Here is a 23,312-nt window from a genome sequence, read left to right as displayed (position 1 = left end):
TCGAAGTGTCGTTCAAAGTGCGGAGAAGCGACGGTTCGCAACTGAACCGCCTATTGCGCAAACTTACTGATATCAGCAATCCGCGTTCCCGCTCCGGGGCGGCGACGCTACGCGTCGGCATACGATGCGGAGGATTCTACCTGGCGGCGCCGCGCTTGGCGAACGGTACAGAGGCGTGCGAACCGAGGCGATCGGGCGGGCGTTGCCGATCGCCGGCATGACGGCGAACTTTTCAACGCGATGTAAGCAGAGAGAGATTCAGACGACGCCTCGCGCATGCGATCGTGCAAAGGTACACGTCGTGCGCGAGGCGGATACAGCGAGACGGGCCGATGACCCGCTCTTGACTCAGCTACAGGCGAAACTGCTCGCGGCGTTGACGTCGCCGCCCTGATAGCGCGCCACTTTCGGATACGGGCAAAGCGGCCGCGTGCGTCCCGCCCCCCAGGCTGCGGGCACGTCCGTGTTCGGCACGACATTGCCCGCGTCGCGCGCAGTGGCGACCACGCTGTCTGGCGCCTTGCCCTGCTCGACCCATGCGACGAGCGGCGTGAGCATGTCGAACTGATCGGTGCTTGGGCCGCCGCTGCAGTGGTTCATGCCGGCAATCGTGTAAAGACGCGCGAAGTTCGACGCGTCGCCGCCATTGGCCGTCGTGAGCCGCTGATACCAGTCGGTCGTGTCGTTCGATGAAAACACCGGATCGCTCGTGCCGTGATAGACCATCAGCTTCGCCCCGCGCTGCTTCAGTGCGCTCAGATTGGTCTCGTCGGGCGGCGTCATGAATGACCAGGCCGACTCGCTATACGCGCCGCTGGTGGCGAAGATCTTTGGCGCGTCGTTGTCCATGCTGAAGTTCAGCGCGTACGCCGACAAGTGGCTCAACACCGAAGCGTTTTGCGGCGGCGTGGTGAACGTGAAGGCGGCCGCGGCCGGATCGAGCGTGATCGAGTTGGCCTGCTTCCATGCGGACCAGCCGGGGCCAAGACCGGCGTCGTATGGAAAGCTCGCATACAGGGCCGTGCCGGCGCTGTTGCGCGCGCCCGAGAAGACGTTGCCGACAGCGTCCTTCTGCGCGCTCGTCAAACACGTGCCGTCGCGCACGTTGTTCGTGCAGGTCGGGACATCGGTGGCGAGGCTGAAATTTGCCTGGCATGCCTTGATATCCTGAATGAGGCCGTCGCTGGCGCCGTCGAGCGCGTCGCACTTGGCCAGTATTTTCGACGCCACCATTTGACGTTCCGTAGCAGTAAAGCCGGTCGTGATATCGGGCAAACCGTTCGAGGTCGTCGCGGTCGCCACTTTCGCCAGTTGCTGCGCGCTCCACATTTCGCCGACGGCCGCCTTCGGTAGATGAAAACCCGGATCGCCCGCAATGATGCCGTCATATTCCGCCGACGAGCGTGCCGCCGCGACCAGCGCATGACGTCCGCCGTTGGAGCAGCCATCGAAGTAGCTGCGATCCGGCGCCTTGCCGTACGCGAGCTTGATGACCTGCTTGGCCATCGGCGTGAGCGTGGCGACGGCGTTGTAGCCGTAGTCGACGCGCGCTTGCGGGTCGAGACCGAACAGCGGATTTTGCGCCGAGCTATGCCCCGCATCCGAGCTGATGACCGCGAAGCCCATGTTGAGCGCGTCGCTCGTGGGACCGCCGCCGCCGATCTCGCCGGTGGCCGTGACCACATTGCCGTCGAGGCCGCCGTTGGCTTGATAGAAGAAACGCCCGTTCCATGCAAGCGGCAGACGCATTTCGAAGCCGATCGCATAGGTCTTGCCGTCGACGCTACTGACCCGCTGATTCATGCTGCCTTGAATCAGGCAATGTTCGGCGATGGATTTTCCGGCTACTTTCAGCGTGCCTGCCGCGACGTCCGTTACCGTAGTGAAGACCGTGTTGGCGAATGTGAGCTTCGCGGCGAGCGCGGCGCAATTGCCCGCGAGCGTGCCGGGCGTGGCGGCGCTCAGTTGCGGCAACGCGGATGTGTTGGCGCTGGTGCTGGCGGCGCTGCCGAGATCGTTGCCGCCGCACGCAGCCAGTGTGAGCGCGGCGCTCGCCGCAAGCGCGATAGAGGTGCACTTCATGCTGTGTCTCCTAGAACGAATGACGAACGCCGACCATCACGCCGGTCTGGCCGGTGCCTGCCGCGGGCGTCGTGCCGCCACCGCCGGCGCTCACCGAGTAGTGCGCCTTCGCGCTGTTGGCGAGATACGAACCTTGCGCATAGACGGCGGTGCGTTTCGAGAGCAGATAGGTGGTGCGCAGCGTGCCCATCGTGGCGCGCGTGTCGTGCTCGCTATTGGTGATGTGATAGACCTCGCCATCGACGATGAAAGCGGGCGTCACGTTGTACGACGCGGCCACAAAGAACAGATTCGAGCGCACGCTCGCAATCGTGTCCGCGCCCGGTTCGACGCGGCGGTTGAGCCAGCCGACGCCGAGCTTGGCCTTGCCGAGGTTCGCGTAGCCGCTTACATGCGTGCGGATATCCTTGTCAGCGGCACTGGTGAGCGGAGTCGGCGCGATGCCGTCGAAGAAGTTCGCCGCCGCGGTGCTGCCGCCACGCTGCTCTTCATACGATGCCGCGACGCCGAAGAGCGGTGCGTCGTACTTCAGCATCACGGACCATTCGCGGCATTGGGTTGCCTGTCCGGCGACCGAGCCGGTGCACGTGCCCTGGCCCGGCGAGTTGCCGGTGCCGGCGGAATCGCGGCCGAACGAGTAGTTCGCGCCGAGGGTCACGCCCGCATAGCTGCCGAGGTAGACCACCGAGTTGTCGGCGCGGGCGTTGGGCACATAGGCGTCGAGCGAGCCCAGTCCGTAGATGTCCGGGCCGATCAGGTCCGCGCCCATCAGCGCGAGGTACGTCATCGTGTACTGGCGACCGAACGAGACCGTGCCATACGGGCTCTTGATGCCGACGAACGCTTGACGGCCGAACAACCGTCCGCCCTGGCCGAGATCGCCGGCTCGCACGTTGAAGCCGCTTTCCAGCGTGAAGACCGCGCTATAGCCGCCGCCGAGGTCTTCATTGCCGCGCAGACCCCAGCGCGAAGGCAGTTCGCCCGTGACCGACGGCATGCGGAACACGCTCTTGCCTGCGGAGTTCGCGTGCGAAACGTATTCGATGCCGGTATCGACAATGCCGTAGAGCGTCACGCTCGATTGGGCCGCTGCGGCGCCGCTGACAGCGCACAGTGCGCCGCAGAGTAAAAGACGTGCGGATGCTTGCATGAAGGGTGTCTCCGAACCGTTGAATGAATGTGTGTGTTGTTGTTGTTGAGTGTTCTTGTGCGGACGGTCAGTCGTCGGCGCGCGGGCGGCGCAGCAGGAGCAGCGCGGCTGCTGCGGCGATCAACGTGACGGGGATGCTCGCGCCGATCACGGTCGACGAACTGCGGCCCATCGCCAGCAATTGACCGGCGGCCAGCGGCCCAACCACCGAGCCGACGCGGCCCACCGCCACCGCCGCGCCGACGCCGGTGCCGCGCATGGCCGTCGGATAGAACGCTGCGGAAAGCGCATACAGCACCGATTGGCCGCCGATCACGAACATCCCCGCGAAGAAAGCCGAGGCCGCGAGCGCGCCGAAGCCGTGCGCCATCGAAAGCGTTGCGAGCGACGCGATGATCCCGACATACATGCCCGCCACCACCACGCCCGAGCGCATGCGATCCATCAGCATGCCAATGCACAACGCGCCGATACCGCCGCCGATGTTGAAAAAGATCTGCACGTAGCCGACCTGCGCGCGCGTCAGACCGCTTGCGGCCATCAACGAGGGCAGCCAATTGAGCAGGAAGTAGAGGACGATCAGCGTGCAGAAGTAGCTGACCCAGATCTGCACGGTGGAGAGCCCACGCGTGCCGCCGAACAGGATTTCGCCGACCGGCGCGGGTTTGGCCTGGCCATCGCGCGATGCTTTGGTGAACGCCTTCGAATCCGCGAGGAACACGAGCAGCAACGGCACCAGCACCAACGGTCCCGCTCCGCCGACGTAGAAGATGTGACGCCACTCGGTGTCGCCCGCACTCAGCACGCCGATCACTGAAGCGATCACACCACCGAACGGAATGCCGCAATACATCACACTCACGGCCGTGCTGCGCGAACGCGGTTCAACCGCTTCCGATGACAAGGCGATCAGGTTCGGCAATGCGCCGCCGAGTCCAATACCCGTGAGCACTCGCACGATCACGAGCGTGTGAAAGTCGCTCACCAGCGCGGTCATGATCGACAGCAGGCCGAACAGGCAAGCGGATATCACGAGCACGCGCTTGCGGCCGATCCGATCGGCGAGCCGTCCGCCGAACATCGCGCCGGGCAGCAAGCCGAAGGTGCCGGCGCTGAACGCCAGTCCCATCTGCGCGACCGAGAGGCCGAACTCGCGAGCCATGCGCGGCGCCGCGACGCCGACCGACTGCAGGTCGAGCCCTTCGAGCAGGGCGATGGCAAAACACAATCCGAGGGTGACGAAGGCGCCTGTCCGGCTGGACGTCGCCGGTAGCGCGGTGCCTTCGGTCGAATTCAATGTTCCGGCTCTTTTCACGTTAGTGATCCTTATTAAATGGCGTGGTTTTCCGGTTTCGCTGAAGGACAGCAGATGCCGAGTTGCCGCCTTGCATGACAGACGGGTTCGACAAGCGGGCGTCAGATCATCGTCGAGGCCGCGATGAAATGCCCTGCAGCAGCGCAGCGATCACCGCCGCGCGCGGCGCATCGTTTCGATGCGCCAGACGACGGTGCATTTGCTTCGAGGCGATGCGGCGCGTCTCCACACGCTGCATCGTGGACTGGATTTAATATCAGGTAGGCTGATAACACAAGTGCAAATTGTTCGGTGAAAACACCTAGCAATTCTGCGGCGCGGCGGGCGGATCTAGCCGCGCAGATTGCGGACGAAAGTTTCGAGGTGGGTTTGAACTGCACCGGCAGCGTCGAGTTCGATGCCTGCCATCATCTGCTTCTCGATGACCTTGACGGCCTGCTCGCATTCGCGCAACACGGCGCGCCCTTCGTCCGTCAGTTGCAGCAGCACGATGCGGCCGTGCGTCGGGTCTGGTTCGCGGCTCACCCAGTTGCGGCTCGCCATCGCATTCATCACCTCATTGGCCGATTGCGGCGTGATGAAGGAACGCTCGGCGACCTGCGCATTGGACGCTTGTCCTTTGGCTTCGAGCACGGAAAGCGCGGTGAATTGCGCGAGCGTCAGACCCAGCGGCGCGAGCGCTTCGGTCATGCGGCGCCGCAGGATGCGGTCGAGACTGCCGATCACATAGGTCAGACGCAGGCTGGAACGGCGAGTGCGCGTGGCGGCGGGCTCGGCAGGCGTATTTTGATTTTTGCTCATCATGGGCAGGAGGTTCGGTCTATCCCGCATCTTAGCGCGCCTTACCGGGAATTCTGCCGCTAGGGGTTTGCACCGAGCGGGTGATTTTCCACTTTACATATCAGGCAGCCTGATATTAAATGTGCTCATCAGGCCGCTGTCGCGGCCAACGTTCACGGAGAAAGCAGATGAGTTATGAAGGCCGTTGGAAAACCGTCAAGGTCGATGTCGTGGAAGGAATCGCATGGGTGTCGTTCAATCGCCCTGAGAAGCGCAACGCCATGAGTCCGACGCTGAACAAGGAAATGATCGAAGTGCTCGAAGCCGTGGAACTCGACGCGGAAGCGCAGGTTCTAGTGCTGACGGGCGAAGGCGACGCGTGGACTGCCGGCATGGACCTGAAGGAATATTTCCGCGAAGTCGACGCCGGCCCCGAAATCCTGCAGGAAAAGATTCGCCGCGACGCGTGCCGCTGGCAATGGCAACTGCTGCGCATGTACGCGAAGCCGACCATCGCGATGGTCAACGGCTGGTGCTTCGGTGGCGGCTTCTCGCCGCTGGTGGCATGCGACCTCGCGATTGCCGCCGACGAAGCCGTGTTCGGCCTCTCCGAAATCAACTGGGGCATTCCGCCGGGCAACCTGGTGAGCAAAGCGATGGCCGATACTGTGGGGCATCGTCAGGCGCTGTATTACATCATGACGGGCGAGACGTTCACCGGGCAGGAGGCGGCGCAGATGGGCCTCGTCAACAAGAGCGTGCCGCGCGCCGAACTGCGCGAAGTGACGCGTGCGCTCGCCGGCAAACTGCTCGAGAAGAATCCGGTGGTGTTGCGCGCCGCCAAGCATGGTTTCAAGCGTTGCCGCGAACTGACGTGGGATCAGAACGAAGACTATCTGTACGCCAAGCTCGATCAGGCGCAACTGCGCGATCCCGAAGGCGGCCGCGAACAGGGCCTCAAGCAGTTCCTCGACGACAAGGCGATCAAGCCCGGTCTGCAAACGTACAAGCGCTGATCGGTCGCATCGACGTGGACTTCGGTTCACGCAGACTACTGTGAATGATGCAGCGAGAGAGACAGCGAGGAGACGACGGACATGCATGAAGTGACTTTGTTGATTGGCGGCGAAAGCCGTGGCGCAGCGGATGGCAAGACGTTCGAGCGGATCAATCCCGCGAGCGGCCAGGCTGCTTCGCGGGCGGCGGCGGCCACGCTGGCCGACGCCGATGCCGCGGTCGAAGCGGCGGCGCGAGCCTTTCCGGCCTGGTCGGCGCTGGCGCCGACTGAGCGTCGCAAGCGTTTGCTGGCGGCAGCGGATCTGATGGACGCCCGCACCGCGCAGTTCATCGAAACCGGCGTCGCCGAAACCGGCGCGATGCCGAACTGGTACGGCTTCAACGTCATGCTGGCCGCCAACATGCTGCGCGAAGCCGCCGCCATGACCACGCAGATCGACGGCGATGTGATTCCGTCCGACGTGCCGGGCAGTCTCGCGATGGCGGTGCGCCAGCCATGCGGCGTGGTGCTCGGCATGGCGCCGTGGAACGCGCCGGTGATTCTCGGCACGCGGGCCATTGCCATGCCGCTCGCGTGCGGCAACACGGTCGTGCTCAAGGCATCCGAAGGTTGTCCGGGCGTGCATCGGTTGATTGGCAGTGTGCTGCAGGAGGCCGGGCTCGGCGATGGCGTCGTCAATGTGATCACACATTCCGCGGAAGATGCGCCGGCGATTGTCGAACGGCTGATTGCGCATCCGGCGGTACGTCGTGTGAATTTCACTGGGTCGACGCGGGTGGGGCGCATCGTCGCGCAGCATGCGGCGCTGCATCTGAAGCCGGCGTTGCTCGAACTCGGCGGCAGGGCACCCGTGGTGGTGCTCTACGACGCCGATCTGGATGCAGCCGTGGCCGGCATCGCGTTCGGCGCGTTTTTCAACCAGGGGCAGATTTGTATGTCGACGGAGCGCGTGATCGTCGACCGGAAGATTGCGGACGCGCTGGTTGAGAAACTCGCGGCGAAAGCGCGAAGCCTGAAAGCCGGCGACCCGTCCGCTGCGGATTCCGCACTCGGCGTGCTCGAAAGCGCGGCCGCCGCGCAGCGTATCAAGGCGTTGATCGAAGATGCGCACGAGAAGGGCGCGAGTTTGCCGGTCGGCTGCGCAGTTGAAGGCGCCGTGATGCAACCGGTGATCGTCGACGGCATTACGCCTGCTATGAAGCTGTATGCGGAAGAATCGTTCGGGCCGGTGGTGACAGTGCAGCGCGTGGATGGCGATGAAGAAGCGATTCGAATCGCCAACGACAGCGAGTACGGACTCTCGGCAGCGGTATTCAGCCGCGATGTGTCGCGCGCGTTGAACGTGGCGAAGCGTATTGAATCGGGCATCTGCCATATCAACGGGCCAACCGTGCACGACGAAGCGCAGATGCCGTTCGGCGGTGTGAAGAAAAGCGGCTATGGACGATTCGGTAGTAAGGCGTCGATTGCGGAGTTCACGGATCTGCGTTGGATCACGATTCAGACCGGACCTCGGCACTATCCGATCTGATCGTAGCGATCGCGATTTTCACACAGGAGACAGGCTTTGCATTCCGAGCCGATACAACCGAACACCCCCGGCGCGCCGATGCGCTACCGGGCGACGACGATCGGCGCTTCATCGTTGCACACGCAACGGCAGGGCGACACGTGGTATCTGCGCGCGGCAGAACCGCTCGGCGAACATCCGCAGCGGATGACAGAGCGGCTCGCGAGCGGTGCGCAAGCGCATCCCGCCCGATGGCTGGCGGCGCGTCGCGGCAGCGATGGTCAATGGATCGGTCTCAGCTACGCGAAAGCATTACAAAGCGCTCGCGCAATCGGCCAGGCGCTGCTCGCGCGCGATCTTTCCGCTGAACGGCCTGTCGTGATTCTGTCGGGCAACGATCTCGAACATCTGCAACTTGCGCTCGGCGCGATGTGGGCCGGCATTCCCTATGCCGCAATTTCGCCCGCCTATGCGCTTGCTTCCGGCGACTTTGGCAAGCTGCGTCATACGATCGATTTGCTGACACCAGGTCTCGTGTTTGCATGCGGCTACGATACTTTCGCCAAGGCAATCGAGGCGGTCGTGCCCGCCGATATTGAAGTTGTCACCGCTAAGCTGCCACGAGAACAGCCGGCCGCGCGCAACGTGACTTCGTTCGACGTTCTGCTGAACACAACGCCCACTACGGTCGACTCCGTGCACGCCACGGTGAGCCCGGACGCCATCGCCAAATTTCTTTTCACCTCGGGTTCGACCAAGCTGCCGAAGGCGGTGCCGACCACTCACCGCATGCTATGCAGCAACCAGCAGATGCTGCTCGAAACGTTCCCCGAGTTCGCGAACGAGCCGCCGGTGCTGGTCGACTGGCTGCCCTGGAACCACACGTTCGGCGGTAGCCATAACGTGGGTATCGCGCTCTACAACGGCGGCACGCTCTATATCGACGACGGCAAACCGGTCAACGGCAAGTTCGAAGAAACGCTGCGCAATCTGCGCGAGATCGCCCCGACCATCTACTTCAATGTGCCGAAGGGTTGGGAAGAACTGGCGATCGCGCTGGAGCGCGACGCGCAATTGCGTGAGAGCTTCTTCTCGCGCGTGAAGGTGTATTTCTTTTCCGGTGCCGGCCTGTCGCAAGCGGCGTGGGACAAGCTCGAACGCGTCACTGAAACGTATTGCGGCGAGCGGATACGCATCATGGCCGGGCTCGGCATGACGGAGACGTCGCCTTCGTGTCTGTTCACCACGGGACCGATCATGCGTGCGGGCTATGTCGGCCTGCCCGCGCACGGCTGCGAAGTCAAACTCGCGCCGGTCGGCGACAAGCTCGAAGCGCGTTATCGCGGGCCGCATGTCATGGCCGGGTACTGGCGCGCCGACGCGGCCGAGTTGGAGAACGCTTTCGACGAAGAAGGCTACTTCCGCAGTGGCGACGCGCTGCGCTTTGTCGACATGGCGCATCCAGAACTTGGATTGCTGTTCGACGGGCGAATTGCGGAGGACTTCAAGCTGAGTTCTGGCACGTTCGTGAGCGTCGGCCCGATGCGGGCGCGCGTGATTTCTGAAGGCGCACCGTATGTGCAGGACGTGGTGGTCGCCGGCATGAATCGCGACGATGTGGGGCTGCTGGTCTTTCCGCGGCTCGACGATTGCAAACGGCTGGCTCGTTTGCCCGCTTCGGCGAGCGTGCAAGAGGTGGTCGAAGCACCCGCCGTGCGCGCGCATTTCGCCGCGCTGCTCGACACGCTCAATCGCAGTGCCACGGGCGGCGCGACCACCATTGCGCGTTTGCGGCTCATGGACGTCGCGCCGTCGCTCGATCTCGGCGAAATCACCGACAAGGGCTCGATCAATCAACGCGCGGTGTTGACGCATCGCGCAGCGCTCGTCGATGCAATGTATGACGTGACGCAGCGCGACACAGCGGTGATCGTCGCGAGCGCGTGCGGCGCGACGTGACGCGCGCACCGCAGGATCAGACAGGAAAGGGTAGATGAATCTCGACCAACTCGTCGCAATCGACACACACGTGCACGCGGAAGTCTCGTGCTGCCAGCCGCCGGATCTGTTCGGCAAGGAGTTCGACGATGCCGCCGACAAGTACTTCGGCACCGTGCTGAAACTCGGCCGGCGGCCGACGATTCCCGAGACCATCGAACACTACCGCGAGCGCAAGATCGGCTTCGTGATGTTCACCGTGGACTGCGAAGCGAACCTCGGACGACGGCGCATCCCGAACGAGGAGATCGCCGAATTCGCGCAGAAAAACAGCGACATCATGATCGCCTTCGCGAGCATCGATCCGCACAAGGGCAAGATGGGTGTACGCGAAGCGCGCAAGCTGGTCGAGGAATACGGTGTGCGCGGTTTCAAGTTTCATCCCACGATGCAGGCTTTTTTTGCCAACGACCGGCTTGCCTATCCACTCTATGAGCTGATTGCCGAATACAGGTTGACCGCGGTTTTTCATAGCGGTCACTCCGGCATGGGGTCGGGCATGCGAGGCGGCGGCGGGCTGCGCCTGAAATATTCGGAGCCGATTCATCTCGACGACGTCGCGGCGGATTTCCCCGATATGAACATCGTGATCGCGCATCCGTCGTGGCCGTGGCAGGAGCAGGCGTTGTCGATCGCATTGCATAAGCCCAATGTCTATATCGACCTCTCCGGCTGGTCGCCGAAGTATTTCTCGCCCGAGTTGATCCGCCACGCCAATACGGTGTTGAAGCGCAAGATGCTGTTCGGTTCGGATTTTCCGCTGATCCAACCGGACCGTTGGCTGGAGGATTTCAGGCAGGTCGGTTTCAGGGAAGAGGTGCAGCCGTTGATCCTCAAGCAGAACGCGATCGGCTTGCTGGGGCTTCAGAAAGACGCCTGAACGCGAGCGGTGGCGAGAGGGTTATCGGGTAGCAGGGTCGATTCGCGCAGCACGGCAGAGGCGCTTCGCCGTATACAATTCGGCAGCGCCTGATTTTTGCCTGCTTTTTTGCCCGCTTCTTGCACAACTCCGACCTGATCCCGTCCATGCCGAATCCGACCCGGGCCTTCCTTCTTGGCCCGCTCCTGAAAGGCGTTTCACGCTCCTTCTATCTCACCCTGCGTGTGCTGCCCGTCGGCATGCGCGATCCGATCGGACTCGCCTACCTGCTGGCCCGCGCGGCCGATACGATTGCGGACACCTCGCTGATCTCGCCGGAACAACGCCTCGCCTTGCTGTTGTCGCTGCGCGCGCAGGTGAACGGCGCAACCGACGACGGCGCGCTGTTCCAGCGTATGGCCGCCGAAGTGGCGGGGCAGCAGATCCAGTCGGACGAGAAAGTGCTGCTCGAATCGCTCGGCCCCGCGCTCGATGTGTTGTTGCAACTGAGCGAATCGGATCGCAAGGCGGTGCGCGAGATCGTCTCGACGCTCACCGAAGGGATGGAGTTCGATCTTCGCACCTTCCCCGACGAACGTTCCGGCCAGATCGCGGCGCTGCGCGAATACGATGAACTCGACCGTTATACGTATCTGGTGGCGGGCTGCGTCGGCGAATTCTGGACCACGATGACTTACGCGCACATGCCCGGCACGCTGAAGGAGCGGCCTGAGACGATGGCGCGGCGTGGCGTGCGGTTCGGCAAGGCACTGCAGATGACCAACGTGTTGCGCGATTGCGGCAAGGATTTGCGGATCGGCCGCTGTTACCTGCCGCAGACCCTGCTCGACCAATATGGTCTGAGCGCGCAGGACCTGTTGTTGCCGGCGAATTCGGTGCGTGCCCGGCCGTTGATGGTCGAGCTTTTGCGCAAGACACTCGATCATTTCCGCGAAGCCCTCGATTACACGCTGGCGATTCCAGCATTTTCCGTGCGTTTGCGTCTCGCATGTTTGTGGCCGATTCTGATCGGTCTCGAGACGCTGATCCTGCTCGTGGACAACGACGCCTGGCTCGATCCGCAGAAGGTGTCCAAGGTGCGGCGTAATAAGGTGTATCAGATCATCGCGTCGTCGCTGTTGCTGGTGCCTTCGAATGCGCTGGTGCGCAACGCCATCGAACAACGAATCAGGCAGATCGAAGCGCGGCTGTGAAGGGTAACGAAGGCGTTCTATTTCCTCAGCAACTACGGCCACACTGCGGTGATCGTGTTCTTCCAGGCACGTCGCATAAAGGACCGCGCGGCAGCGTGACCTGATTTAATCTGCATCATGGAATAGCCATCGATCGGGAAACCCCTAGGACCGTGTATCCATGGTTCGCGTTAGTCTCTTCCAAAGAGGAGGCGAACCATGAGACAAGCGTTCAATATTGCCGTAGTGCTGTTGCTCGGCTATCTGATGGCAGATAGGGCGCTGATGCGTGCGCAAGCGGGAGAGATGGGGACAATAACGTGTCATCAGGGCGCCGAACTGGTCAAATCGAACGCGCTGAAAAAAGGCTTTGGAGACATCGGGGCCAGCAGCCAGGGCGAGAATTTCCTCTCTAGCTGTCTCGTCACCGGGCGCGGTCAAGTGGGCGATCTCGTTGCACGCGACTGACGCGGGTCGCCGGCCCACTATCTGAAACCGGCGCGTAGTCCGTCATTGCGGGCGCCGTTTCAATACCGACAAAGGCGCCGCCGAACAAGGCGCCAATAAAAAGCGCCCGGACCGTGAAGGGTCCAGGCGAAGCCATCGGGAGCCCGATGACGGAGGTAACCAATACACGACTGGCCCGCGATCGGGGATACTCGGTCGCGGGCCAGTTCGTTTTGAATCATCGCGCACCGGTTACTGGTGCGCCAGGCGGTCAATCGCCGCACAGGACTTGGCGCTTGTGCAGTTCGACTCGCTGAATGGCTGGTTACGGTCGGGTTACTGCCTGATTACCACGCGACTGCCGCTTAATTGCCGAAGTAAATCGACTTCGGGCCGTTCGCTTGAACCTGGCTGCCCGATTGCGACGCGCCACTCACCACACCACCGTAACCACTTTGCGCTGCCTGTGCGGTGCCGTTTTCACGAGCGACGCGAGCTTGTGCGGCCTGAATGTCGGCCGGGTAGTACGGGTCGGCGAGGCCCGGCTGATAGCCTGCCTTTTCGAGTTGAATCAGTTCGGCACGCACTTGAGCGCGGGTCACGGGCTGGTTGGACTGCGCAAACGAAGCAACAGGAGCGGCCAACACAGCGGCAATAACAACAGCTTGAATGAGCGATTTCATGATAACTACCTCCAGATCAGTTTTATCTTGCTACGAACGTTCTTGTTCGTATTCAGTGATTGCATTGTAGTTTTGCGACCTGGAGAGAGTAATCACCGTTTGAGGTAATGTTTGTTGCTAAATTTGAGACAAACAACCGGAATTCAGGGGGCGAGAAACGCGCGACGCTGCACGCGGCGAGCCATTCACTCGTCGCGTGCATCGTCTGGTCCTTGAGCGAATCGCCAATCAACTGCCCGAGAAAATCGGACCCTGTCCACCCGGCGCGAATTGCTGGAATACGTCGCTGTGCGACGGAGCCGGCGCCGCTTGTGGACGTGCTGCCGAAGCCGTTGCGGGCTCGCGAAGCGTGAGGGCACTGTCCGCCGTGATGGGAACGCTGGGTTTGGCGAGCAACTCGGTCTTTCGCATCGATCCCACCGACGTGCCGAAGTAGTAGCCAATGATGCTGATCCACGCCGTACCCAAAGCACCGACGATCACATTGACGAGATCCTTGTTCGCGCCCGGCAACGGCTGGAAGGCCATGAGCAGCAGAATGCCGAAGAAGCCGGCGGTGACCGCCATCGCAAGGACTTTGGGCACCCAGTCCTTATTGCTGATTCCCATCGCGCGTGCGTCGGCCCGATCGGCGGCCTGGATGCGCGCCATATCGCTTTCGTGTGCGAGGCTCGCCTGGGCGGCGCTGACCATCAGTTGTTGCAATTGCAACGAGTTCGCACTTTCGGCTTGCCGGACCTTCTCGAGTGCGCTGGGATCGTTCAACGCGAGTTCCACGACGCCGGGATCGCTCGGCGTGCCGAGCGCATGCGAAATGATCGCGGCGGCGGCCGTCACGCCGACGCCAATGGGACCACCTACGAGACCGGCGAGAAGCGGTGCGCTGCTGCCGATGTTCGACGCTACTTTAGACCAGTCCATCATGCTGCTCCCAGGAGAAGATTAGCGGCCATTCTTTCGGTCCATCCGCGGCTGAAATTGGGCCATGCGTGCAGGTTGCGCAGGTAACGCAAGCGATAAGCGGCGAAGCGCATGACAAACTTCAGCGGGTCCGCGCTTTTGACTGCATCGAGTGTGTCCGGGCCGAACTTGCCGTCTTCTTTCGCGCCGGAAGCTTTTTGCATCCACAAGACCACTAGTCCGCCGTTGTAATTGGCGTCGAAGATCTGGAAGGCCACGCGCGCGTCGAGTTCGTCGAGATGCAGCGGGTCCCAGTACTTCTGTTTGGCGATCTGTCTGGCGGTATCCAGCGGCAGGTCTTTCATGGCGCCGGTATAACCCGCGCTGCGTGCCACGCGCGCCGTGACGCCCCACATCGTTTCACCGCCAGGGTCATGCGGATTGAAGGAGTAACCGCCTTCATTGCCGATCAAAGCCCTGAACGCATCTTCGAAATTGTCCATCGACCATCTCCTCTTCAACTAGGTGTATTACTGCAAGCGTTAGATGCGTCAGGACTGAGCCGTTTGCATCGAGATTCATCCGGTATGACCGGTGTTCGTTATGCGGTTTGCAACGGAAGTGAAGCGGGCGGATTCGAAACAGGTCTGACTCCGCCATTGGGTTTCGACGCATCCGGGCGATTGCCTGCCTGAGCCGCTCTGGCAAGCCGCGCCAGATGGCTTTCGCGCGCCGACAAAGTCCCCGCGTCGAGTTGCAACGCTTGGGCATATTTGCGCGAGGCGCCGGGCAGATCGCCTTTGCGATCCAGTGCCCGGCCCCATTCCGCGTATGAGGGCGCCAGATCGGGGCGCAGTGCGACGGCGCGGGAGAGCTTTTCGATCGCTTCGTCATAGCGGCCGACAGTGACGAGCGCTTCGCCCCAATCGTGCAGGTTGTCGACAGAGTCCGGCTTCATGCTGTCAGCTTGCTTGAATGCATCGAGTGCTTCGGAATAGCGATTCGCATGCAGCAGCACGTCGCCGAGAAGACGCAGATTTTCCGCCGTCTTCGATTTCTCGCTCGCGCCGGCTCGCAAGGCTTCAAGTGCGTCGTCGATGCGATGCTGCTGTTCGAGTGCGATGCCAAGGCTTGCGTGCAGCACCGCCGAATGTTTGTACACGGTCAGCGCTTCGCGAGTCTGCTGTTCGGCCTCTTTGGATAGCCCCTGATTGGCAAGCAGCCACGCTTTGCCGGCGAGCGCCCATTCGCCTTGCTCGGAGGCAGGCAGTGCGAGCACTTCGTCGTAGATCGAAACAATCTCGCCGTAGTCGCATTGCGCGAGCGAACACTTGGTTCTCTGAACTTGCGAATAAAGATGACTGGCGAGAATATTCGGTTCCGCAAGACGCATGGCTTTGACCGCGATGTCGTGCACGAACTTCTCCAGATCGCGTCCTTCGAAAGAGACGATGCTTTCGCGGGAGTCGAAGGGGCCGCCTTCAATCTGCACATGCGCCACGTAGGAGTCCGCGCTGTCGTTGACCTTCGTGATGCCGACATGAACTACGACATCCGTGCGTTTGATGACGCCTTTGATGAAGCGCACGGTGGTCGCATACGACATCTCCTGACCGGGGATCTGAATGTCCGGTTGTGCGTCGTTGTCCGTCATCGTGTCGTGCGGAATCGACTCGGCGTCCTGGCCGATCGCTCGCATCGAAGACATGATGCGTTCCGCGAGGAAGTTCGATGTATAGCCGCGTTCCACCAGCGACTGCGGCGTCTCGACCGGCGGCACCAGCAATTGCCGCGTGAGTACGCCGCGCACGACGAGGCAGAAAAAACCGATGGTGAGCACCGCGAAAACCCACGGCAAAACATACGGCCACAGTTGTTTCGGGCCTCGTCCGATGAAACCTGCGGTCCGCAACCCGAACGGCACAAGTCCGGCTGAAAAGTGGTGATTCCCCGCGCGATGCGTCGAACCGCTTGCCGCGGAAAACGACCGGCTTCGCGAATTCATTGGTCGACGTTGACTCTGCACACTCGACATGACGCACCTCGATTCAACCGATGTTGGTAAGTGCACGACTGGGTGGTGGTTATTACGCATCGACCGTGCCATTGCGCACAGTGCCTTATGCAGCGGGCCTGTACGCTATTGCGGCGACTTGGAGAGCGGAATTGTGTTGCGCGTGGACCGACGAATGCCGATCGCAAGTTTGGTGGCGGGAGACAGGTGGCGGGGGGAAAGGGACGTTTCGATTAGACGCCATATTCGCTTCGTCCCGTCGGGCGACGGGGCGGATACGGCGTCATTGATGCAGCGAAGCCGGGGGAGAGCTATTCATCCGTGCGGCCGGCTCCAATGCCACAGCGCCGTTCAGTTGCCTCCCTTGAACAGCTCTTGAAGACGCGCCGCTTCGCCATTTCTCTGCGATTGAATGAGTTGCTGATAGACATCCGCACGCGTCAGTCCCTGTGCTTTTGCAGGGCCACCGGACATCGAAGTGGTGGCGGGTTGCCCGCCCACCGCGTCGGCTGCTGTCGGTTGAGCTTGCGCTGTATTCTCCGTGCTGGCGTCCTGAGCGTGCGCTTGCCATGCGAACGCGCAAAGCAGTCCGCCTGCGATGATCAGAGCCTTCTTCATGTCCCTCTCCTTCAAAACCCTTGGCGTCGCCCTCGCGACACCTCATTGCGGAAGTTCCGCCGGGATTGCCCGCGACACATGCCGGACAACCTGACGGGACACAGGGCGGAGACGGCCACCGGCTTCCTTGTCGAATTCCGCGCAGCGCACCAGAGAGGTGCGTCAAGTGTTTCGTGCAGCAAGGAAAGGTGCGCGCTGAGGCTTTGTTGTTCGGCGACGGTTCAGAGAGCCGATCTTGCCTCCACCATGTGAAGGAGACGGGTGGGTCGTATGCAAATTCAAGCATTAATCAGCCATCCTGAATGCATATATGGCTCTTTGCTTCAAAAAATCCGACTAGGTTAATTTAGCCTTACTTTCATCTTTCATTTTGCACAAAAGAAAATGCCGTTCAGCCTGCGACCGAACGGCATTTTTTTTAAAGCAGTCTTCTACACGGTTAATATGGTTTGCTTAAACCGCAGCCGGCCTCCACTTCAACAACCGCTGTTCGACCGCAGTCAACAGATAATCCGCTGCCAGTGCGACCACGGCCAACACAATCATCGCGGCGAACACACCGCTTGCGTTGAACGCGCCTTGCGCGGTGGAGATCAACAGTCCGATACCTTGCTTCGAGCCGAGGAACTCGCCGACCACCGCACCAACCAGAGCGAAGCCGAAGCTCACATGCAAGCTCGCAAGAATCCAGCTCAGCGCCGACGGAATCACTACCGAGGTCGTCACTTGACGGCGCGACGCGCCGAGAATCTGCGCATTCGCGATCATGTAGCGATCGGCTTCACGCACGCCCTGGAACGCGTTGGCGAACACGACGAAGAACACCATCACCACGGCCAGCGCCACCTTCGACGCCATACCCAGCCCCAGCGCAATCACGAACACCGAACCGAGCACCACGCGCGGAATCGAGTTGGCAATCTTGATGTAGAGACTGAATACGTCCGAGAGCAGCTTGTTGCGGCCGAGCAGGATGCCGCAGAACACACCGGCCACCGAACCGATAATGAAGCCGAGTCCGGTTTCTTCGAGCGTGACCCACACCTGGGTGAGCAGCGGACCTTGCGAGGTGCCGTTCACGAACCAGTCGATGATCTGTTCGAAAATCGCGCTGGGCATCGAGAAGAAGAACGGGTCGATCCACTTCAGACGCGCGGACAATTCCCATCCGCCGAGTACGACCACCAGCACGACGACACGCAGCGTGATGACCAGCGCGTGACGCTGCCGGATGCGTTTTTGCGCCACCCGTTCGACTTGCGCGAGCGATGCGGCGTCGATGCCCGAACGGGGCATCATCTGTTGAGGGGTAGTAGACATGTTTGCCGTTCCTTGATTAACCGATCTGCACTTCTTCGCGCAGGTCGTGCCAGATGTCGCGCGAGATTTCGATGAAACGCGGGTCGTAGCGCACCTCCGACGTGACGCGCGGACGCGGCAGATCGATTTCGTACACTTTCTTCAGCGTCGCCGGGCGTGCGGTCAGCACGAACACGCGGTCGGCGAGCGCAATCGCTTCTTCCAGATCGTGCGTGACGAACACCACCGAGCCGGCGCCGCCCCACAGTTGCAGCAGTTCGTCCTGCATCAGCGTGCGGGTTTGCATGTCGAGCGCCGAGAACGGCTCGTCCATTAGCAGAATCTCCGGCTTGTTGATAAAGGTCTGCGCAAGCGCCACGCGCTTCCTCATACCGCCGGACAGCTGATGCGGATAATGTTTGCCGAACTTGTCGAGGCCTACGCGGCGCAGCCATTCGTTGGCTTCGTCGTAGGCGGCGGATTTCGAGCGGCCGCGATACAGCGGACCTGCCGCTACGTTGTCGAGCACCGAGCGCCACGGGAATACGGCGTCGGCCTGAAACACGAAACCGATACGCGGATCAATGCCGTCCACCGGCGCGCCCATCACGCGCACTTCGCCCGTGGTGGGCTTCAGCAAGCCGGTAATCATGCTGAGCGTGGTGGACTTGCCGCAACCCGTGGGGCCGACCACCGCGACGAATTCGCCGCGCGCCACCGACATGCTGAAGTCGCGCAACGCGATCGTCGCCTTGCCGTCAGGAGAAATGAAACGGCACGATACGTTGCGCATCTCGATCGCTGGCGTATCGCGTGACAGGGGTTGATTCATCGGCTGGAGCCTCGCTGTTCTCGTGATGTTGAAAGGGCGTTACTTCGCCGCGGTTTTGACCGCTGCCGACACGTAGTCGTTGGTGTAGGTCTTGGCGAGGTCGATATGCTTACCCTTCACCGAAGGATTGAACGCCGACAGGACCTTCAGCACGGTGTCCGGGCCGTCGGCGGGCATCTTGCCGTCCTTCGTGAACATCGGCAGCGACGCCTTGAGCGCGCCGACGTACAGGTCTTTGTTGTTGCCGTAGTAGTCCTTCGGCATCTTCGCGGCGATCTCTTCGGCGCTATGCGTCGCGATGAAGTTCAGCGTCTTCGCGAAAGCGTGCGAGAGTTTTGCGGCGTCGTCCTTGTGCGACTCCGCCCACGCGCGCTGCACGTAAAAGCTCGAAGCCGGATAGGTGCCGCCGAGCGCGGCGCGCGTGCCTTCCAGCGTGCGCATGTCGACCAGCACCTTGGCGTCGCCGGTCTTCAGCAACTGCGAGACGGTCGGCTCCGTCGTCATGCCCGCGTCGATACGGTTTTGCTTGATGGCCGCGATAAAGCTGTTGTCCGCGCCCACCGGCAGCAGCGTGTATTGCGTGGACGGCACGCCCGCACGTTGCGCGAGGTATTGCGTGAGGAAGCTGGTCGACGAGCCGAGCCCGGTGACGCCGAGCGTCTTGCCCTTCGAATCGGCCATGCTCTTGAAGCTGTCCGCGGCCTTGGTGGAGACCATTTCCACTTCACCCGGCACCTGGCCGAAGATCACCAGCGCCTGGATTTCCTTGCCCTTGCTCTGCAGGTCGATGGTGTGGTCGTAGAAGCCCACCACGCCTTGCACCGCGCCCGCCAGCAGTTCGTTTTCCGCGTCGACGCCGGCCGGTTGCGAGAGGATTTCGACGTCGAGGCCTTCGTCCTTGAAGTAGCCGAGTTGCTCCGTGAGCTTGGCGGGCAGATAGATGATCTTGGTGGCGCCGCCGACCATGATCGTGAGCTTTTCCGCGTGAGCGGCGGTCGAAGCGGCGGCAAGGGTGAACGCAACACCTGACACAGCGGCAATCTGGCGCAAGGTACGCATGAAGCAGTCTCCTTAGGTTTGGTCGCCGCTGGGCGTTGCGCGCGGCGCTTTCTGGGTGAATGACGGCGATTATAGAAATTGGAAACCTTCTGGCAGCTTTCGGGCGTGTGAGCAAATCATGGGTGTTAACCCGAAACTGCGCCGCAAACGCCACAACGTATGCCGCAAACCAAATAGGACGCGCGCAAACCCCTTGTTTTACGGCACAATCGACGGCCTGACTTTTGCCGTTCCCGCCATGAAGCTGCTGCTCATCGAAGACAACCCCACACTGGCGCACTGGCTCGCGAAGATGCTGGAGCAGGAGGCGTTCGCGCTCGACGCCGTGCAGGACGGCGACGCGGCCGACCAACTGCTGCGCACCAATCACTACGACGTGATCCTGCTCGACCTGAATCTGCCTAAGCTGTCGGGCAAGAACGTGCTGCGGCGGCTGCGCCAGCGCGGCGACGCGACGCCGGTGCTGATTCTGACGGCGAGCGGTTCGATCGACGAAAAGGTGGAACTGCTCGGCGCCGGCGCGGACGATTACCTGGTCAAGCCGTTCGAAGTGCGCGAGTTGATCGCGCGGATCAAGGTGGCGATCCGTAGGCAGTCGCCCTCGAAGGCGAGCGAAGTGGTGTGCGGCGATCTCGCATTCGACATCGACACGCGCCAGTTCACGCTGAAGGGCGCGCCGCTGAACGTCACGCCACGCGAGCGTTCGGTGCTCGAAACGCTGATCCTGCGACTGGGCAAAACCGTGACGAAGCCAGCGCTGGTCGACGCGATCTTCACGCTCGCCGACGAGCCGAGCGAAGACGCCGTCGAAATCTACATCTCGCGTCTACGCAAGAAACTCGACGGCAGTTCGGCGGCGATCGTTACACTGCGTGGGCTCGGCTATCTGCTGCGCAAGAAAGAAGATGACCAATAGTCTGCGTATGCGTCTGTTGTGGTGGCTGCTGGTGCCACTCGCGCTGTACGTATTCGTGACCGGCAAGGCCGAATACGACAACGCGCGGCGCACGGCGGATCTGGTGCAGGATAATCAGCTGATCTCGTCGGCGCGCATGATCGCGGGCGAAGTGGAATGGGTGGATGGCTTCCTGCGCGTGGATGTGCCGCCCGCCGCGCTCGAAGTATTCGTGTCGCCCTATCGCGATCAGGTGTTCTACAGCGTGAGCGTTGACGACGGACGCCTGCTCGCCGGCACACCCGATTTCCCGACGCGTCCGCCGCAAGCATCGGATACACCGGATCACTACGACACCCATCTGCAAGGCCACACTGTGCGCGCGGTCGGCCTTGTGCGTCTCATGTACGACAACGGCGCGACGCGCCGCGTGCGCGTGACAGTCGGCAAAACCGTGCGTTCACGCGACGCCATGGCTCAGCAGTTGTGGCAACCGCAACTCGTGCGGCAGATCGAGATGATCGTATTGGCAGTCGCGCTGGTATGTATCGGCCTCACTTTCGAGTTGCGTCCGCTGATGAAAGTGAAAGAGGATGTGGCGGACCGTGATCCGATGCAACTCGAGCCGATTCGTGTCGAGCGTCTGCATACCGAGTTGCGGCCGATCGTGGAAGCGATCAATCAGTGCATCGCGCGGCTCGGCGTGCAGGTGGCTGCGCAACGCCGCTTTATCGCCGACGCCGCGCATCAATTGCGCACGCCGCTAACGCTGCTCGGCACGCAGTTGCAGTTCGCGCGTCAACAGGACGGCTTGAATCCCGCGCTCGACGAGGCGCTCGCCGCCATGCATCGTAGCAATCGTTCGATGGTGGGCCTCACGAACAAGCTGCTTCTGCTCGCGCAAGCCGAGGCCGCCGATAACACGCAGTTGGCGGTGGAAACGGTGGACCTGGTGCCGCTCGCAATGGAAGTCGTGGAAGACCTCGCGTTGCTTGCACAGGCCAGAGGCATAGATTTAGGAGCCGAACTGCACGGCGTCGCTCCGGTTGCAGGGCATCGCGGACTGCTTCAGGCGTTGATCGCCAACCTTGTAGAGAATGCGATCCGCTATACGGGCAGCGGCGGTCATGCCACCGTGAGCGTGGGCGCCGACACCGACACCGATACCGTCACCGTGAGCGTGCTGGACGATGGTCCCGGCATTCCGGCTGAGTCGCGCAGCCGGGTGTTCGAGCCGTTCTTCCGGGCGTCGGCGGATACGGAAGGCACGGGATTGGGCCTCGCCATCGTGCGTGAAATCGCGGACGCCCACCACGGCGAGATCACGCTGAAGCCGGGCGATGGCGGCAAGGGCGTGCACATCAGCGTGTCGTTTCCGCGGGCCGCGGCAGAGCGATATAGAGCGAGTTAGAGCGGCATGAAGCCGCCATTTCAGAGCGACTCAGGACAAACCCGCATTCAGGACCGCAATAGCATCGGCGAAAGCTTTGAGAAGGATTCGCGCACCTAGAATTTTTGCAGGCGATCCATCAGGCGCCCGCCGCGGATGCGGAAAAATAACGGAGACACCCCACCATGCCTCATGCCTTGACGCGCCTTGCGCGCGCCGCTCATGCCGCCATCGCGGCCTCGCTCACGATCTTTCTGCTCGCCCAACCGGCGGCGCCCGCGCAGGCGGACGCGCCCGAAAAAATCGTCATCATGGTGGGCGGCATCACCAAGCTTATCTATCTGCCCGCGCGCCTGACTGAACAGCTTGGCTACTTCAAGGCGGAAGGGCTGGACGTCGAACTGCAGTCGCAACCGGCGGGCGTCGACGCGGAAAACGAATTGCTCGCGGGCGGTGTGCAGGCGGTGGTCGGCTTCTACGATCACTCGATCGATCTGCAGGCAAAGGGTAAGGAAGTCAAGGCGATCGTCGTGTTCGGTCAGGTGCCCGGCGAAGTGGAAATGGTCGCGACCAAAGCGGCGGGGTCGATCAAAAGCATGGCCGACGTGAGGGGCAAAACGCTCGGTGTGACGGGGCTCGGTTCTTCGACGAACTTTCTCACGCAGTACCTGGCCAGCCTCAAGGGTGTGCCGAGCTCACAATACACGGTGCTGCCGGTGGGCGCGGACAACAGCTTTATCGCCGCGATCAAACAAGGGCGTATCGACGCGGGCATGACCACCGAGCCCACCGTGTCGCAACTGCTCAAATCCGGCGACGCCAAGGTGCTGGTGGACATGCGCAATGTCGAAGGCACGCGTGCCGCGCTCGGCGGCACGTATCCGGCTTCGAGCCTTTATGTGCAGAGCGCGTGGCTCGACAAGCACCCGCAGGAGGCCGCCAAACTCGCGCGAGCGTTCGTGAAGACGCTGCAATACCTGCATACGCACAGCGCCGAAGACATCGCCGCGCAAATGCCGAAAGACTACATCGGCAACGACAAGGCGCTCTATGTGAGCGCGTTGAAGGCCTCGCTGCCGATGTATACCGTCGATGGCAAGATGCCCGCCGACGGCCCGGAAACTGTGCTCAAGGTCCTGGCGGCTTTCAATCCGTCGGTGAAGGATCGCCATATCGATCTGTCGAGGACCTTCACCAATCAGTTCGTCAATGACTTGAAGCCGTAAAACGGAAACCGGCCGCGCCTCTCGACGAGGCGCGCCGGCATCCT

Annotated in this window: 21 protein-coding genes; 9 read left to right on the top strand and 12 right to left on the bottom strand. The window is 61.9% G+C overall.

Annotated elements, in window-relative coordinates; genetic code table 11:
- Nucleotides 1-348: 348 nt before the first annotated feature.
- From PQR42_RS07900 to PQR42_RS07885, 4 genes are all read right to left on the bottom strand, one after another.
- Nucleotides 349-2,082: a tannase/feruloyl esterase family alpha/beta hydrolase gene (locus tag PQR42_RS07900; protein WP_408204405.1), complete on the bottom strand. Its 1,734-nt coding sequence runs from the start codon at nt 2,080-2,082 to the stop codon at nt 349-351.
- A 10-nt stretch (nt 2,083-2,092) separates the two neighbouring features.
- A complete protein-coding gene (locus tag PQR42_RS07895) occupies nt 2,093-3,232 on the bottom strand; it encodes a porin (protein WP_408383112.1) in 1,140 nt (379 codons plus the stop codon).
- Nucleotides 3,233-3,299: 67 nt separating this feature from the next.
- Complete coding sequence (mhpT, locus tag PQR42_RS07890; protein WP_408204768.1) at nt 3,300-4,529, bottom strand: 3-(3-hydroxy-phenyl)propionate transporter MhpT; 1,230 nt, start codon at nt 4,527-4,529, stop codon at nt 3,300-3,302.
- A gap of 348 nt (nt 4,530-4,877) precedes the next feature.
- The gene (locus PQR42_RS07885) at nt 4,878-5,378 is read right to left on the bottom strand and encodes a MarR family winged helix-turn-helix transcriptional regulator (RefSeq protein ID WP_408204407.1); all 501 of its coding nucleotides are present in this window, start codon (nt 5,376-5,378) and stop codon (nt 4,878-4,880) included.
- A 137-nt stretch (nt 5,379-5,515) separates the two neighbouring features.
- On the opposite strand from PQR42_RS07885, the gene PQR42_RS07880 reads away from it, so the two are divergent.
- The 6 genes from PQR42_RS07880 (at nt 5,516) to PQR42_RS07855 (ending at nt 12,373) form a co-directional block, all read left to right on the top strand.
- A complete protein-coding gene (locus tag PQR42_RS07880; protein ID WP_408204408.1) occupies nt 5,516-6,343 on the top strand; it encodes a p-hydroxycinnamoyl CoA hydratase/lyase in 828 nt (275 codons plus the stop codon).
- Nucleotides 6,344-6,424: 81 nt separating this feature from the next.
- A complete protein-coding gene (locus PQR42_RS07875) occupies nt 6,425-7,876 on the top strand; it encodes an aldehyde dehydrogenase (RefSeq protein ID WP_408493606.1) in 1,452 nt (483 codons plus the stop codon).
- A gap of 36 nt (nt 7,877-7,912) precedes the next feature.
- A complete protein-coding gene (locus PQR42_RS07870) occupies nt 7,913-9,814 on the top strand; it encodes a feruloyl-CoA synthase (RefSeq protein ID WP_408383116.1) in 1,902 nt (633 codons plus the stop codon).
- A 34-nt stretch (nt 9,815-9,848) separates the two neighbouring features.
- A complete protein-coding gene (locus PQR42_RS07865) occupies nt 9,849-10,733 on the top strand; it encodes an amidohydrolase family protein (protein WP_408383118.1) in 885 nt (294 codons plus the stop codon).
- A gap of 146 nt (nt 10,734-10,879) precedes the next feature.
- Nucleotides 10,880-11,926, top strand: coding sequence for a phytoene/squalene synthase family protein (locus PQR42_RS07860; RefSeq protein ID WP_408383120.1), 1,047 nt, complete (start codon nt 10,880-10,882; stop codon nt 11,924-11,926).
- Nucleotides 11,927-12,124: 198 nt separating this feature from the next.
- Nucleotides 12,125-12,373, top strand: a complete 249-nt coding sequence (locus PQR42_RS07855; protein WP_132378817.1) for a hypothetical protein — start codon at nt 12,125-12,127, stop codon at nt 12,371-12,373.
- 344 nt (nt 12,374-12,717) lie between these two features.
- Here PQR42_RS07855 and PQR42_RS07850 read toward each other — a convergent pair whose 3' ends face one another.
- From PQR42_RS07850 to PQR42_RS07815, 8 genes are all read right to left on the bottom strand, one after another.
- Nucleotides 12,718-13,035 (bottom strand): DUF4148 domain-containing protein, encoded by a 318-nt coding sequence (locus PQR42_RS07850; protein ID WP_408204414.1) that lies wholly within the window; start codon nt 13,033-13,035, stop codon nt 12,718-12,720.
- A gap of 228 nt (nt 13,036-13,263) precedes the next feature.
- Nucleotides 13,264-13,956 carry a hypothetical protein gene (locus PQR42_RS07845; RefSeq protein ID WP_408204769.1) on the bottom strand — a complete coding sequence of 231 codons (693 nt, stop codon included), beginning with the start codon at nt 13,954-13,956 and terminating at the stop codon, nt 13,264-13,266.
- The gene (locus PQR42_RS07840; RefSeq protein ID WP_408204415.1) at nt 13,956-14,438 is read right to left on the bottom strand and encodes a glycoside hydrolase family 108 protein; all 483 of its coding nucleotides are present in this window, start codon (nt 14,436-14,438) and stop codon (nt 13,956-13,958) included. The genes PQR42_RS07845 and PQR42_RS07840 overlap by 1 nt, the downstream gene beginning before the upstream one ends.
- 98 nt (nt 14,439-14,536) lie before the next feature.
- A complete protein-coding gene (locus PQR42_RS07835) occupies nt 14,537-15,970 on the bottom strand; it encodes a tetratricopeptide repeat protein (protein ID WP_408383122.1) in 1,434 nt (477 codons plus the stop codon).
- 330 nt (nt 15,971-16,300) lie between these two features.
- Nucleotides 16,301-16,567 (bottom strand): hypothetical protein, encoded by a 267-nt coding sequence (locus tag PQR42_RS07830; RefSeq protein WP_408204417.1) that lies wholly within the window; start codon nt 16,565-16,567, stop codon nt 16,301-16,303.
- Nucleotides 16,568-17,020: 453 nt separating this feature from the next.
- Nucleotides 17,021-17,887, bottom strand: coding sequence for an ABC transporter permease (locus tag PQR42_RS07825; protein WP_408204418.1), 867 nt, complete (start codon nt 17,885-17,887; stop codon nt 17,021-17,023).
- 16 nt (nt 17,888-17,903) lie between these two features.
- Entirely contained in the window at nt 17,904-18,698 is a 795-nt protein-coding gene (locus PQR42_RS07820) for an ABC transporter ATP-binding protein (RefSeq protein WP_168789403.1), read from the bottom strand.
- Nucleotides 18,699-18,737: 39 nt separating this feature from the next.
- Complete coding sequence (locus PQR42_RS07815; RefSeq protein WP_408204420.1) at nt 18,738-19,757, bottom strand: ABC transporter substrate-binding protein; 1,020 nt, start codon at nt 19,755-19,757, stop codon at nt 18,738-18,740.
- Nucleotides 19,758-19,995: 238 nt separating this feature from the next.
- On the opposite strand from PQR42_RS07815, the gene PQR42_RS07810 reads away from it, so the two are divergent.
- The 3 genes from PQR42_RS07810 to PQR42_RS07800 all read left to right on the top strand — a co-directional run bounded on the left by PQR42_RS07810 (nt 19,996) and on the right by PQR42_RS07800 (nt 23,268).
- On the top strand, nt 19,996-20,673 hold the full coding sequence (locus tag PQR42_RS07810) for a response regulator (protein ID WP_011492737.1): 678 nt from the start codon (nt 19,996-19,998) through the stop codon (nt 20,671-20,673).
- Nucleotides 20,663-22,063 (top strand): sensor histidine kinase, encoded by a 1,401-nt coding sequence (locus PQR42_RS07805; protein ID WP_408204421.1) that lies wholly within the window; start codon nt 20,663-20,665, stop codon nt 22,061-22,063. Before PQR42_RS07810 ends, PQR42_RS07805 begins: the two co-directional genes overlap by 11 nt.
- Nucleotides 22,064-22,227: 164 nt before the next feature.
- Nucleotides 22,228-23,268, top strand: coding sequence for an ABC transporter substrate-binding protein (locus PQR42_RS07800; protein WP_408204422.1), 1,041 nt, complete (start codon nt 22,228-22,230; stop codon nt 23,266-23,268).
- Nucleotides 23,269-23,312 lie beyond the last annotated feature (44 nt).

It is taken from the genome of Paraburkholderia sediminicola, assembly GCF_046027355.1.
Lineage (GTDB): Bacteria > Pseudomonadota > Gammaproteobacteria > Burkholderiales > Burkholderiaceae > Paraburkholderia > Paraburkholderia sediminicola_B.
This window is presented reverse-complemented; position numbering and strand designations above follow the sequence as displayed.